Consider the following 11997-nt stretch of genomic DNA (forward strand, 5'->3'; position numbering starts at 1 on the left):
GCCAGGAGCACGAGGCGTCCCACGCGAGTGGGATATGTCACACCCTCGGGGAAAGGGGCCGTCAGACCACGCCGTATAGGCGGTCCCCCGCGTCGCCCAGGCCCGGCATGATGAACCCCTGGTCGTTGAGGTGCGAGTCGACGGCGGCGGTGACGACGCGGACCGGGGCCCGCGTCCCCTCGAACTCCTGCTCCATGTGCTTCAGCCCCTCCGGGGCGGCCAGCAGGCAGATCGCCGTCACGTCGTCGGCGCCGCGCTCGAACAGCAGCTTGACGGCCGCGGCCAGGGTGCCGCCGGTCGCGAGCATCGGGTCCAGGACGTAGCACTGGCGGCCCGAGAGGTCCTCGGGCAGGCGCGTCGCGTACGTCTGCGCCTGCAGCGAGCCCTCGTCGCGGATCATCCCGAGGAACCCGACCTCGGCGGTGGGCAGCAGGCGGGTCATCCCGTCCAGCATGCCCAGGCCGGCGCGCAGGATCGGCACGACCAGCGGCTTGGGGCTCGCCAGCTGGACGCCCTGCGCGGGCACCAGCGGCGTCTCCACGGTGACCTCGGCGACCCGGACGTCCCGGGTGGCCTCGTAGGCCAGCAGCGTGACGAGCTCGTCGGCCAGGCGGCGGAACGTCGGCGAGTCGGTGTGCACGTCCCGCAGCATGGTGAGCTTGTGCGCGATGAGGGGGTGGTCGACGGCGAGGGTCTCCATGCGCACACCGTACCGGCGCGGCCTTCTCGGGACCGCCCCGCCGATCACCGCACCGGCCGCGACCTCGTACGGTGGAGGTGACCGTCCCGCCACGGACGGCTTGCGCCCTACCCGCAAGAGGATAGGAGCCCGCCGAGCGGGGCACGATGCCGATATGACCCGAGATCGCGACCAGCAGCCGAAACGCCCCCCGTCGGCCGATGACGCCTTCCTAGAGGTCACCGGGGCGCGGGCGAGAGACGTGGGGCCACGGGCGAGGGGCGCGGCGGCGGACGCCGCCGTCCAGGACGACGCCGAGGAGCCCCACGAGAGCACCGTCTCCCCCGAGGAGGTCCGCGACCATCTGCGCCGCCGCGCGATCTTCCTGCGCGAGCTCGCGGAGGCGCGCGAGCTGCGCCGCCGGGTGACGCCGCACCGGTCCCGGCGCGCCCAGATCCACGCGGCGCTGCGCCGCCGCACCTTCCGGATGAACTGATCCCTGATCGAGTAGATTCGTCGAGGCGCCCCGAGGCGCCCTCCGCTCGCCAGGAAGGCCAGTTTGGCGGTGGGGGACACGAGGGCGTGCCGCATCTGCGACCATGCCCAGGCAGGAACCGCGCCGGTGGGGTGGAGATGACGGATGTGGACGCGACGGACTTCGCCGTCGTGGTGTACCGGGAGGACGAGCGCTGGGAGGCGGAGATCCTCCCCGTAGCGCTGACCGAGGACCTCGAAGGGCTGATCCACGCCCTGCGGCAGCAGCCGAGCCTGGGCGGCACGATCGGGCTGGTGTCGGTCGGCGACGACTTCTTCGTCGCCATCCGGCTGCTCGGCGACGAGGTGATGGTCTTCCTCTCGGACGTGACCGCGTCCGTGGACTGGCCACTGGCCGGCCAGGTGCTGGACCACCTGGACATCCCGATCCCCGAGGACGAGGAGCTCGACCAGGTCCTGCCGGTGGGCGACATGTCGATCTTCGCCGAGCTGGGGCTGGACGAGATGGAACTCGGCGCGATCTCCGGCGACCTGGAGCTCTACCCGGACGAGATGCTCCTCAGCATCGCCGGCCGGGTCGGTTTCGCCCCCGCCTTCGAACGCGCACTGGACGCCGTCACCTGACTGGTCCCGCGGCGATCTCGTGGGTCACAATGAGCAGGTGTCCTACTTCGCCGCCGTCTTCGCCCGGACCCCCCAGGGCTGGGTGGGGACCGAGGCCGTGCTCGCCGAGGCCGAGGGCGTCGACGACGTCGCCGACCTGATGCGCGAGGCCGCCGTGGAATCGTACGGCGATCCGGTGCTGCTCCTGATCGAGCAGGACGACGACTGGTTCGCCGTTCTCCGCCTGGACGGCGAGGGCGAGCCGCGCGCCTTCGTCTCCACCGTCCGCGAGGACGGGCTGGGCGGCCTGTTCTACCAGCTGGTGGGCGAGGTCCCGGAAGGCGACTCGGGCGGCGACCCCGAGCTCCTGGAGGACCTCGGCGTCGACGGCAAGCGCCTCAGCGACCTGGGCGACCGGGCCCTCCCCGCCGACGCCCTGCTGACGGTCGCCGAGCTGGCCGGGTTCGGCGAGGAGTTCGACCGCCTCCGTGATTGAAGCCGAGTTCGGCCCGGCGATGCGCGCGGCCCTCGCCGAGGCACGGCGCGCGGGCGAGGCCGGGGACGTCCCGGTGGGCGCCGTCGTCCTGGACGCGTCCGGGACGATCATCGGGACCGGTCACAACGACCGCGAGCGCACCGCCGACCCCACCGGCCACGCCGAGATCGTCGCGATGCGCGCCGCGGCCGCCGCACGCGGTGCTTGGCGCCTCGACGGCTGCACCCTGGTCGTGACCCTGGAACCGTGCACGATGTGCGCCGGAGCCGCCGTACAGGCCCGTGTGGACCGCATCGTGTACGGCGCGGCCGACCCGAAGGCGGGCGCCGTGGGCTCGCTGTGGGACGTCGTGCGGGACCGCCGTCTGAACCACCGTCCCGAGGTGATCGCCGAGGTCCTGGCCGACGAATGCGGCTCCCTCCTCGTCGAGTTCTTCACGCGCCGCAGAGTCAGGTAGGCTTCCCCGCGGTGGTGTCGCCTAGTGGACGAGGGCGCACGCCTCGAAAGCGTGTGAAGGGCAACCTTCCGTGGGTTCGAATCCCACCACCACCGCCACTTGACCAGGAAGACGCTGATGGGGCGGCACGCGTGCGTGCCGCCCCATCAGCGTCTGGTCTCAATCTGGGTCTCAGGTGGCCTCTCGGCTGGAATCGGAGCCCGCCTCCGAGGCGTCGTCCTCGCACGGCGAGTCCGTCAGCAGCCGCGGCGGGAAGGTCCCCGCTTCTTTGGGTTGTCTTCTAACGAATGCTGCGGACAGTTCCTGACGTGCGGGGTTTCAGGCCCCTCCCGTGTATCCGCGAACAACGTATATAGGAGCAACTCATGTCCCAGAAGGACACCCCTGACTTCGTGCTGTTCGAGACCGAGGACGGCGGGGTCGGCAGTCTCCCCCTGGCTTCCGACTCGACCGGCACCGCCGAGACTTCCGAGGCCCCCGGCTCCGTGCTGTTCGAGACCGAGGACGGCGGGAGCATCAGGTTCCTGCCGGCTTCCGACTCGACCGGCACCGCCGAGACCTCCGAGGCCCCCGACTCCGTGCTGGTCGAAACCGAGGACGGCGCGGGCATCAGGTTCCTGCTGTAGTAGCTCGGCAGAGCTGCCAGAAGGGCGCGTATGACCAGCTGGCCCCTTCCCCGAAGCTTCGGGGAAGGGGCCTGTTCATATCTGGCGTGTCAGGGCAGGATTGGGCGTCTCATGCCTTGAGCGGGCACAACTGACGGTCGATAAGGTCGCCGGGCTCGTCCAGCCACACCCTGTGTGCTTCGGGAGTGACGGTGATCCCGAATCGGGTGATGTCGGGCGTCCCCACTTGATCCGCTGGAGATGGGCGGCCTCGGTCTCGTCCCGCACCCAGCATCGTCATACTGCCGTGACCTGCACACTCACCAGATCATCGGGACTTTGCCAACGCCCTGAGGCTTTCCCAGTCCTGCCGGTGGGCCGCCCGCCCTGTCGGCGCTTCCAGCGGACGAACGGCCACGGGCTTTCCAGGGTCTCCGATCTCCGCTCCTTGGCTGTGCCGCCAGCGCACGGGCGGAGACACCTTGTCGAAGTCCTCCCGGTAGATCGCGATGATCTTCAGTTCGCGATCAATCTCAGTCGCGTACAGCAAGCCACCGTAGGAGCCGGCCGTAGCGGAACTGTCATCTCCGATGTATCCGCCGTACAGAGCACCCCAGGACGGATGGCGGTACTCGGCGACCAAGAAGAGAGACCGACGAGTCACATCCATGTCCTCTGCGAACTCTGCCAGCTCATCGGCCGGCAAGTCCCGCCCCCTTCCGAACAACGGGGACATGATGACGCCTGGAACGGCATGCACAAATTCCATACTTGCGGCTCGGCGCTCGTCCAGCACCGCATCCGATTCCGAATACACCGCCACGGTACCCGCACAGTAGATGTCCAGGAAGGAATTAAAGAACTTCACGACATCTTCCATTTGAGCCATCAGGTCGCGCTCCTCCTGTTGAACAACCAATCGTCGGATCCGATGCGGATGGGCCGCGGCTTCCGATTCCGCATCACCCATTATCACCTCAACTCACCGAGGACCGAGCCGCGTTCGCCCAACGGCTCTACGATCGGCGAGAGAAGACCGTCCAGCAGATCGCCGACATGTTCGGCGTGCCCCCTGTTGCCCTGACCGACCGCCGGCGTCTGCGTGCAAAGATGCGGACGGCTCGCCGGACAGGCGTGGACCGCGCTCGTCACCGGGATCAAGAACGGCGAATACGGGCTTCCGTAGTCTCGGCGCGTCTGGGAGCGGGTAGTCGCGGAACATGACGGGCACGAGTCGACTGCGCCTTGGGGTCTGCCTCTCCCTGACGGGCAGGCACGCTCGCTTCGGCAGGCAAGCACGCGCCGGTCTTGAGGTCTGGAACGGCTTCGAGCCGGCCGTCGACCTCTTCATTGAAGATGATCAGAGCGATCCCAGGGGGTTCGGGGCGGTTTTCCGGCGCCTCGCTTCCAAATGCGACATCCTGCTCGGCCCCTACTCGACACAGCTCATGCGCCGAGCCGGAGACGCCGCCGCAGAGCTCGACCGGCTCGTCTGGAACCATGGCGGAGCCGGGGATGACGTCCAGGCGGCCCATCCGGGCCACGTTGTTTCAGTGCTCACCCCGACCAGCCGGTACGCGGAGCGGTTCCTCCTCCATCTCGCGAGGAGTCGGACGTCCGACCGGCTCTGGATCGTCCGAGGCAAGGGGAGTTTTGGCCGACAAGTAGCGGACGGCGCCGGGTCCATGGCGCGCGAATTCGGAATCGACACGGGGTATCCAGGCAGGGGCGAGGGCATTCCTGTCGGGACGGGCTGGAGTCTCTTGTGCGCCGGCTCTTTTGAGGAAGACGTGAGCGCCGTCGAGTGGGCGCGAGGCCTGCCCACGCCGCCGAGGACGATTTGCGCCGTCGCGGCCGGAGTGCTCGATTTCGGGGAAGCCGTCAGCCGGCCGGAAGGTGTCTACGGCATTGGACAGTGGTTCCCTGGGGCCAGAGGTCGCGCCGAGCTGGGGCTGGACGAATCCGTTTTCCTTGCGGGCTACCGGGAACGGGCAGGCGCACTCCCCGACTACCCGGCGGCGCAGGCGGCGGCTACGGCGGCGGTCGCGACGCACTGCGCCCGGCTGGCCGGGAGCACGTCACGGGATTCATTGTGGGAAGCGGCCTCGGAACTCGACACGACCACGTTCTTCGGCCGCTTCAAGATCGACCCGTACAGCGGCGTCCAGGTCGGCCATGAACCCGGCCTCGTCCGCTGGGGATCACATTCAGCCTATGGTCACCAGGGCGACGCCGGCGGCGGCCACGGCCAGGCCCAGGCGTTGGACGACGCGTAGCCGCTCGCTGTAGGTGATCCTGGCCAGCAGGACGGTGATGGCCGGGTACAGCGAGGTCAGGACGGCCACGAGGCTGAGCATGCCCTTCTGTGCGGCGACGAAGTAGAGGGCGTTGGCGGAGGCGTCCAGGACGCCCGACAGCACCGCCAGGCCGATCAGCAGCCGTCCCTTCACGGGAGGACCCGGGTCTTCGGTACGGGAGCGGACCATGATGAGCAGGGCCGCGCCGATCACGCACAGGTTGCCGGCGCGGGCGGCGACGAGCGGCCAGAGGCCGCCGCCGTCCCCGGCGGCCTTGAGCAGGGTGAAGAAGATCCCGAAGCAGATCCCGGACACCCCGGCGAGCAGCGGTCCGTTGTCGGCGAGGCTCGCGGAGCGTTGCGGCGCGGCGTCGTTGTTCTCCATGCTCACCAGGGCGATGGCGACCAGGCAGAGCAGCACCCCGGCGAGGACCGTGGCGTCGAGGCGTTCGCCGCGCAGCAGGCCGACGCCCACGGGCAGGACGGCGGCGGCGAGGGCGGACACCGGGGCGATCACGCTCATCGGGCCGCGGGCCAGCGCCCGGTAGAAGGTGATCAGGCCGATGCCGCCCGCGAATCCGGCGCCGAAGCCCCAGGCCACGGACGTCCAGGTGAACCTGCCGCCGACGATCACGGCGGCGGTCAGGACCACGATCAGGCCTACCGGGACGCACCAGGCCAGCGCCTTCAGCGCGGTGGAGCGGCGGGAGACGGCGCCGCCGAGGAAGTCGGCGACGCCGTAGGCGAGGGCGGCGGCCAGTGCCAGCAGTGCCGCCATCAGTCGATCAGCCGGTTCTGGATCCGGACGTCCGGGCTGATGGCGCGCAGCTTGGCGGCCAGGTCGTCGCCGGCCTCGCGGAGCCTGTCCAGCGGGTAGGGGGCGAGCCGTTCGAGGAGGAACAGCGCGTTCACCGTGGACTCGGTGATGCGGGTGCGGACGCACTGCCGCCAGTTCCAGCGCCGGCAGGTGACGCCCTCGTCGTCGCGCCACACGACTTCGCCGGCGAGCGGGTGCTCCACGGCCGGTTCGCCGCCCGCGACGGTGTCGAACGGCTCGTCCCCGGTGGCGCGGACGAGCCGTGCGGCGCCCCGGTAGGCGTCGAGATCCTCGCCGCCGACCGGCAGCGCGTACTCGACGCTGATCGCGTTGTAGGCGTCGACGACCTTGTTGATCTGGGGGAGCGCGTCGGCCCGGCGCAGCAGGGCGTCCACGGACGGGCGGGTACGCTGTGGTTTGGCGCCGAATGCGCGGTATGCCTCGCGCCAGGCGTCCAGGTGCGGGTCGTCGGCGGACCGGTCGGCGCTCTTGGCGGCCATCGCCAGCCAGTCCGCGGTGACGGCGTCGCCCGGGCCGTTGGCCAGGCCCTCGGCTGTGATGGCGAGCACCGTGGCGTCCGGGCGCAACTCCCGGACGGCCTCGTCGATGGTGATCCGCTCCAGCATTCCAGCTTCCCCTTCGGTCATTTTAATGAACTCTGTATATCATCATACTGACCGAAGCAAGGAGGGACGTCGTGAGCGATCAGGAAGCCATCGGCGAGGCCGTCGCCCGGACCGTCCGGGCACTCCGCGCCGGGCACGGCTGGAGCCTGGACGAGCTGGCCGGCCGCGCCGGGGTGAGCAAGGGCGTCCTGGTCGGGCTGGAGCAAGGCCGCGGTAACCCCAACCTGGGCACGCTCATCCGCATCTCGGACGCCCTAGGCGTGCCGTTGACCAGGCTCGTCCAGGTGGAGGAGCAGCCCCCGGTCAGGCTGTTCCCGCCGGAACGACACGTCGTGCTGTGGGAGGGGACGTTCGGGGGCACCGGCACGCTCCTGGGCGGCAGCGACCCCCGGCCGTCCCTGGAACTGTGGCGCTGGGAGCTGCGGCCGGGAGAGGTCAGGGAAAGCGACCCGCACGTCCCCGGTACCAAGGAGATCGTGTACGTGGAGGAAGGCGTCCTCACCCTGAGTGTGGACGGCCGCAACGACCTGCTCGAGACCGGCACGGCGGCGGTGTTCGTCGGCGACCGGCCGCACGCCTACGGCAACGCCGGGCGGCACGACCTGCGATTCATCCTCGCCGTCCTGGACCTCTGAGGCCGTCTTCGAGTTCGGGGGACGCTGAGGCGGAGGCACAACCCTGGAACGAGCCACGCTCTTCGATGCGTTGAAGGAGTGTGAGGATGCTTGTCAGGAAGCCTCCTGACAGTCGATGATCCCACCCGACGGGATTCGTCTCAGTTGAGAGGCCGTCACGGTGAACCCACAAGAGACCCATGGCCGTTCCGGGGTCACGGGCGCGGTCATGGCGCTCTCTGGCGGCACCCCTTGGCAGGTCGTCTCCCCCACCGTCGTCGAAGGCTCCTACCTGCTCGCAGGGGTCGCGGTGGCGTCCCCTGAGGAGGTGTGGGTGGCGGGGCACGCCCAGCAGCATCCCCTCGTCGCCCTTTGGGACGGCGCGCGCTGGACCGTCCCGCCCGGTCCGCCGCCCTCGGCAAACCACGTCGGCGCCGGCTTCCGGGGAATCGCTCTGGCTCCGGAACGTCCGGTTCAGGCCATCGCCGTAGGCGGCGCCTTCGACCGGGTGCGCGGGGTCGAGGTCCCGCTCATCCACCACTGGGACGGCTCCTCCTGGGACGCCTGGAACGACGCCCCGTTAGGCCAGGGCTGCATCCTGACCGACGTCACGCTCATCGGCGAAGAGGCGTGGGCGGTCGGCCACGGGTTCCCCTGGGGCGGCCCACCCGGTCCTGTGGCGCTGCACTGGCGCGAAGGGAACTGGCACGCGGCCGAGATGCCGCCGATCGCCAAAGGAAAACTGCTCGCCGTCTCCGGCACGGCCGACGACGACGTGTGGGCCGTGGGCGCCGCCGATCGCGTCGGGCTGGTGATGCATTACGACGGGCGGTCATGGAGCCGCGTGCCGAGCCCGTCCACCCGGTTCCCGCTCACCGATGTGGCGGCGCTCTCCCGGTCGGACGTCTGGGCCGTCGGACGCGACCGCGTCCTGCACTGGGACGGCCGCAAGTGGCGCAAGGCGAAGGCGCCCGTGACGGCCGCCAACACGGTCACCGCCCCCGCCCCCGACGACGTGTGGGTCGCCGGTGGACGCGGCGAACTCGCCCACTTCGACGGCCACCGCTGGACGTCGGCGTCGTCCCCCCAGCCGCTCGGCGACGACGCCGTCTGGCTGGCCTCCGCGTCCCTGCCCTCCCCGGAGACGGGTGGCGTGTGGCTGGCCGGCTCCCACCAGGTCTCCCGAACCGGCGGCGTGGGCACCGCCCCCAGCGTCACGGCCCACTCCAGCGACCCCTGACCCGCCCCCGGCGCCTGGGCCGCAGGACGGGCCGCGGCGGGCACGGCGGCCGGACAGCCCCGACGGCCGGAGGGGCGGTTGCGCCGGCTTAGATGAGGAACAGGCGCCACGGCCCAGGCCGGTTCGGAGTCGGCAAGGTGACGTCTCCATCGCTGGAGACGGCCAGGTCGTATCCGTTGGCGAGGGCATCCACCGTGGTGAACCATGTGGTGGGCCGCCCCACCTCAAGCGACGCCACCTCCGTTGGTCGGTGACGGGCATGGAGTAAACGCGCCGCCTTCCCTGTTGTAACACCTATTACATTGATTACACGGGGTAAGGAGGGACGGGAGCCGATGAGCCTTCGTCAGTACGAGTACGCCCTGGCCATTGCCGAGGAGGGCTCGGTGACGGCGGCGGCGGAGCTGCTGCACGTCGCTCAACCGTCGATGTCCCAGCAGATTCGCAGCCTGGAGCGGGAACTCGGCGTGAAACTGTTCGCCCGCACGCCGACCGGACTGGTGCCCACCGTGGTCGGTCGCGCGTTCCTGCGGGAGGCGGAGGTCGCGGTGAACGCGGCGCGGCGGGCGAGGGCGACGGCGCGGGCCGGTACCGATGAGCTGGTGGGCGAGCTGGTGGTCGCGGTGCAGATGGGCTTTGGCACGCGGCAGCTGCCGGGCGCGCTGGGCGCGCTGCGTCGCCGCTTCCCGCGGCTGGAGGTCACCGTCCTCGAGGAGTCGAGTTCCGCCGAGCTGGAGCGGCTGTGTCGTCGGGGCGTGGTGGACCTCGCCCTGATGGCGGCGTGCGAGCGGAGCCCCGCCGACGCCCACCACCTCGGCGACGAGGAGTTCGTCGTGGTGCTGGGCACCGGGCACCGGCTGCTCGCCGCGGACCGGGTCGAGCTGCGCGAACTGGAGGGGGAGCCGTGGGTGAGGTTCGACCGCGACAGCGCGCTCGACGGCGTGCTGTTGGAGGTGCTGCAGGGCAACGATCTGGCCCCGGCCACGGTCGCCCGCGTTTCCCAGACGGCGACGGCCGTGCGCTGGGCCGCCCATGGGCTGGGGGTGACGCTCGTCCCGGCCTGCGCGGTGCCCCACGGTCACGAGCACCTCGTTCGTCCGGTGTTCCCGGTCGTGTCCCAGCCCGTCATCGCCGTGGTCCGGCCCGGCACGGGCCCGGCGGAGACGGCCCTGCTCGACCTCCTGCGTCAGGAGACCTGGCACAACACGGCCTCCTTCTCACCGGTGTCCTGACGGCTGAGAAGGGGAGTGGCCCGAGGACAACGTCACCGTGGCCGACGGCGGCGATGTCGACGGGTCGGTCGTAGCCGGGCCTGAACCCTTGGCGGAACGGCTGGACAAGCTCAGAGCTGGGTAGCGCCTCCGTCCACGACGAACTCGGCGCCGGTGGTGTAAGTGGCGTCGAAGGCGAGGAAGGCGGCCGCCCTGGCGACCTCGTCGAGGGTACCGAAACGCTGCATGGGGTTGTCCGCGACCCGCTGCGCCTTGAACTCCGCGGCGGCCTCTTCGGTCATCGTATTCTCCAGAATTCCCGTGTCGATGGGACCGGGGCTGATCGCGTTGACACGGATTTCGCGCGGAAGCAGCTCGCGGGAGAGGCTGCGGGCCATCGAGCGCAGCGCCGCTTTGCCGGCCGCATAGACACTGGTCTCCAGCATGCCTATGACGTTCGCGATCGAAGTGGTGAGGACGACTCCGGCGCCCGTGCTCAGCAGCGGGGCGAGCTTCTGCACAGTGAAGAAGGCGCCCTTGACGTTGATCGCGAACAGCTCGTCGTACACCTCCTCGGTCGTCGACTCGAAGGGCGTGAGGGGTGCGATGCCGGCGTTGACGAACAGGGCCTCGATCGTGCCGAGTTCGCCCTTCACACGGTCGGCCAGAGCATCCAGGTCGGACAATGAGGCCACATTGCCTCGGACTGCCACCGCGTTCTCGCCGAGCCGCTCCCGCGCGGCGTCGAGCGTGGCCTGAGAACGGCCGGTGATCACCACGCGGGCTCCGCCGTCCGCCAGCAGCTTCGCCATCCCGAACCCTATGCCGCTGCCACCACCCGTGATCACTACATTCTTGTCGCTGTACTTGCCCATGTGCCAGAATTCCTTCGTTCTTTCTCTCAAAACGCGGTGATGCGTCCTGGCTCAAGTCAATGAATGCTGCTGTCGAAACCGGCGTTCCGGAATGCCGTAGGCGTCAGCCCATGGGGAATTCGCCGCCGTCCACGATGAGATTCCTCCCGGTCAGCCAGCTCGCCCGGTCGGACACGAGGAACAGCACCGCGTGGGCGATGTCGTCGGGCTGGCCATCGCGCCCCAGCGGCGGGGTGTCTTCGGCGTTGGTCTCTGCCGGCGCCGCGCCCATGCGCGCGGATACCTCCGCCCACTGCTCCCGGGTTGCTTCGCCGCCGGGGGTGGCGGTTCTGCCGGGAGCCACGGCGTTGACCTGGATTCCGAACGGGGCCAGCTCCAAGGCCAGGCCCCGGCTGTAGTTCTCCAACGCCGCCTTCGCCGTGGTGTAGTGCAGGAACGGTCCTACCGGGGTGAGGACCGCAGCCGAGGAGACGTGCACGATCGCCCCCGAACGCCGTTCCCGCATCGCCGGTACCAGCAGCGAGTCCAGCCGCACCGACGCCAGGTAGTTCAGGTCCAGCGCGTCCTGCCACACCTCGTCGGGGATGGCCGAGCTGCCCGCGTACGGTCGCGCCCCACCCGCGTTGTGGACCAGGATGTCCACCCCGCCGAGCACCTCCTGCGCGGCCGCGGCGAGCGCCTCCGCTCCAGCCCGTGTCCGCACGTCGGCCGCCACGAAGGCGGCCCCCTCCGGCACCGTGCTCGTCGCCGACCTGGCTGTCGTGAGCACCTCGGCGCCCGCGTCCAGGAGTTGGCGCACGATGGCCGATCCGATTCCGCGAGAACCGCCTGTGACCAGGGCCCTCTTTCCCGCGAGTTCTCGCCTTCCCGGTCCGTTTCCGATCGTGGTCATGCCACCGGTCCTCTCGAATCCGTGTTCGTCCGCTCGACGGAAGAAGGATCAACGTGCGCAGAGCGCGAATCTTCGGAGAAATCGCGGTGAG

General features: G+C 70.0%; 15 protein-coding genes and 1 tRNA gene. 10 read left to right on the forward strand and 6 right to left on the reverse strand.

Translation table 11 applies throughout. The features are described 5' to 3' along the window. Window positions 1-61: 61 nt before the first annotated feature. On the reverse strand, window positions 62-700 hold the full coding sequence (gene upp / locus ABD340_RS34340; protein ID WP_344594715.1) for a uracil phosphoribosyltransferase: 639 nt from the start codon (window positions 698-700) through the stop codon (window positions 62-64). 154 nt (window positions 701-854) lie between these two features. On the opposite strand from upp, the gene ABD340_RS34345 reads away from it, so the two are divergent. From ABD340_RS34345 to ABD340_RS34370, 6 genes are all read left to right on the forward strand, one after another. Continuing rightward, window positions 855-1175, forward strand: coding sequence for a hypothetical protein (locus ABD340_RS34345; protein WP_344594717.1), 321 nt, complete (start codon window positions 855-857; stop codon window positions 1173-1175). A 137-nt stretch (window positions 1176-1312) separates the two neighbouring features. Then, window positions 1313-1798: a tRNA adenosine deaminase-associated protein gene (locus ABD340_RS34350; RefSeq protein WP_344594719.1), complete on the forward strand. Its 486-nt coding sequence runs from the start codon at window positions 1313-1315 to the stop codon at window positions 1796-1798. A gap of 37 nt (window positions 1799-1835) precedes the next feature. Next, a complete protein-coding gene (locus tag ABD340_RS34355) occupies window positions 1836-2273 on the forward strand; it encodes a tRNA adenosine deaminase-associated protein (protein ID WP_344594720.1) in 438 nt (145 codons plus the stop codon). 19 nt (window positions 2274-2292) lie between these two features. Then, on the forward strand, window positions 2293-2730 hold the full coding sequence (gene tadA, locus ABD340_RS34360; protein ID WP_344594894.1) for a tRNA adenosine(34) deaminase TadA: 438 nt from the start codon (window positions 2293-2295) through the stop codon (window positions 2728-2730). 10 nt (window positions 2731-2740) lie between these two features. Beyond that, window positions 2741-2828 (forward strand) — tRNA-Ser (locus ABD340_RS34365). A gap of 267 nt (window positions 2829-3095) precedes the next feature. Further along, on the forward strand, window positions 3096-3356 hold the full coding sequence (locus ABD340_RS34370; RefSeq protein ID WP_344594721.1) for a hypothetical protein: 261 nt from the start codon (window positions 3096-3098) through the stop codon (window positions 3354-3356). Between the two features lie 307 nt (window positions 3357-3663). Here ABD340_RS34370 and ABD340_RS34375 read toward each other — a convergent pair whose 3' ends face one another. Next, window positions 3664-4305, reverse strand: a complete 642-nt coding sequence (locus ABD340_RS34375) for a hypothetical protein (RefSeq protein WP_344594723.1) — start codon at window positions 4303-4305, stop codon at window positions 3664-3666. A 250-nt stretch (window positions 4306-4555) separates the two neighbouring features. On the opposite strand from ABD340_RS34375, the gene ABD340_RS34380 reads away from it, so the two are divergent. Continuing rightward, complete coding sequence (locus ABD340_RS34380; RefSeq protein WP_344594725.1) at window positions 4556-5611, forward strand: ABC transporter substrate-binding protein; 1056 nt, start codon at window positions 4556-4558, stop codon at window positions 5609-5611. On the opposite strand, the gene ABD340_RS34385 is transcribed toward ABD340_RS34380, so the two are convergent. Beyond that, window positions 5543-6409, reverse strand: coding sequence for an EamA family transporter (locus tag ABD340_RS34385; RefSeq protein WP_344594726.1), 867 nt, complete (start codon window positions 6407-6409; stop codon window positions 5543-5545). The genes ABD340_RS34380 and ABD340_RS34385 overlap by 69 nt on opposite strands. Continuing rightward, on the reverse strand, window positions 6409-7095 hold the full coding sequence (locus ABD340_RS34390; protein WP_344594728.1) for a B3/B4 domain-containing protein: 687 nt from the start codon (window positions 7093-7095) through the stop codon (window positions 6409-6411). Before ABD340_RS34390 ends, ABD340_RS34385 begins: the two co-directional genes overlap by 1 nt. A gap of 50 nt (window positions 7096-7145) precedes the next feature. Here ABD340_RS34390 and ABD340_RS34395 point away from each other — a divergent pair, with 50 nt between their 5' ends. The 3 genes from ABD340_RS34395 to ABD340_RS34405 all read left to right on the forward strand — a co-directional run bounded on the left by ABD340_RS34395 (window position 7146) and on the right by ABD340_RS34405 (window position 10160). Beyond that, entirely contained in the window at window positions 7146-7709 is a 564-nt protein-coding gene (locus ABD340_RS34395; protein WP_344594730.1) for a helix-turn-helix domain-containing protein, read from the forward strand. A gap of 160 nt (window positions 7710-7869) precedes the next feature. Further along, window positions 7870-8928: a beta propeller repeat protein gene (locus ABD340_RS34400; protein ID WP_344594731.1), complete on the forward strand. Its 1059-nt coding sequence runs from the start codon at window positions 7870-7872 to the stop codon at window positions 8926-8928. A 335-nt stretch (window positions 8929-9263) separates the two neighbouring features. Further along, window positions 9264-10160 carry a LysR family transcriptional regulator gene (locus tag ABD340_RS34405; RefSeq protein ID WP_344594733.1) on the forward strand — a complete coding sequence of 299 codons (897 nt, stop codon included), beginning with the start codon at window positions 9264-9266 and terminating at the stop codon, window positions 10158-10160. Window positions 10161-10270: 110 nt separating this feature from the next. Here the strand turns inward: ABD340_RS34405 and ABD340_RS34410 are convergent, their stop codons facing one another. Together ABD340_RS34410 and ABD340_RS34415 are read right to left on the reverse strand one after the other, a co-directional pair. Next, a complete protein-coding gene (locus tag ABD340_RS34410; RefSeq protein ID WP_344594735.1) occupies window positions 10271-11014 on the reverse strand; it encodes an SDR family oxidoreductase in 744 nt (247 codons plus the stop codon). A gap of 103 nt (window positions 11015-11117) precedes the next feature. After that, window positions 11118-11906: an oxidoreductase gene (locus ABD340_RS34415; protein ID WP_344594737.1), complete on the reverse strand. Its 789-nt coding sequence runs from the start codon at window positions 11904-11906 to the stop codon at window positions 11118-11120. Window positions 11907-11997 lie beyond the last annotated feature (91 nt).

Origin of the sequence: Actinomadura vinacea (genome assembly GCF_039532545.1) — a bacterium.
Classification (GTDB): Bacteria; Actinomycetota; Actinomycetes; order Streptosporangiales; family Streptosporangiaceae; genus Spirillospora; species Spirillospora vinacea.

What these genes read in the sequence shown, in the direction of transcription:
- ABD340_RS34385 (WP_344594726.1), bottom strand. Translation starts at nt 6,409, where the DNA reads ATGGCGGCACTGCTGGCACTGGCCGCCGCCCTCGCCTACGGCGTCGCC.
- ABD340_RS34375 (WP_344594723.1), bottom strand. Translation starts at nt 4,305, where the DNA reads ATGGGTGATGCGGAATCGGAAGCCGCGGCCCATCCGCATCGGATCCGA.
- ABD340_RS34405 (WP_344594733.1), top strand. Translation starts at nt 9,264, where the DNA reads ATGAGCCTTCGTCAGTACGAGTACGCCCTGGCCATTGCCGAGGAGGGC.
- ABD340_RS34345 (WP_344594717.1), top strand. Translation starts at nt 855, where the DNA reads ATGACCCGAGATCGCGACCAGCAGCCGAAACGCCCCCCGTCGGCCGAT.
- ABD340_RS34415 (WP_344594737.1), bottom strand. Translation starts at nt 11,906, where the DNA reads ATGACCACGATCGGAAACGGACCGGGAAGGCGAGAACTCGCGGGAAAG.
- ABD340_RS34350 (WP_344594719.1), top strand. Translation starts at nt 1,313, where the DNA reads ATGACGGATGTGGACGCGACGGACTTCGCCGTCGTGGTGTACCGGGAG.
- ABD340_RS34370 (WP_344594721.1), top strand. Translation starts at nt 3,096, where the DNA reads ATGTCCCAGAAGGACACCCCTGACTTCGTGCTGTTCGAGACCGAGGAC.
- ABD340_RS34380 (WP_344594725.1), top strand. Translation starts at nt 4,556, where the DNA reads ATGACGGGCACGAGTCGACTGCGCCTTGGGGTCTGCCTCTCCCTGACG.
- tadA (WP_344594894.1), top strand. Translation starts at nt 2,293, where the DNA reads ATGCGCGCGGCCCTCGCCGAGGCACGGCGCGCGGGCGAGGCCGGGGAC.
- upp (WP_344594715.1), bottom strand. Translation starts at nt 700, where the DNA reads ATGGAGACCCTCGCCGTCGACCACCCCCTCATCGCGCACAAGCTCACC.
- ABD340_RS34390 (WP_344594728.1), bottom strand. Translation starts at nt 7,095, where the DNA reads ATGACCGAAGGGGAAGCTGGAATGCTGGAGCGGATCACCATCGACGAG.
- ABD340_RS34410 (WP_344594735.1), bottom strand. Translation starts at nt 11,014, where the DNA reads ATGGGCAAGTACAGCGACAAGAATGTAGTGATCACGGGTGGTGGCAGC.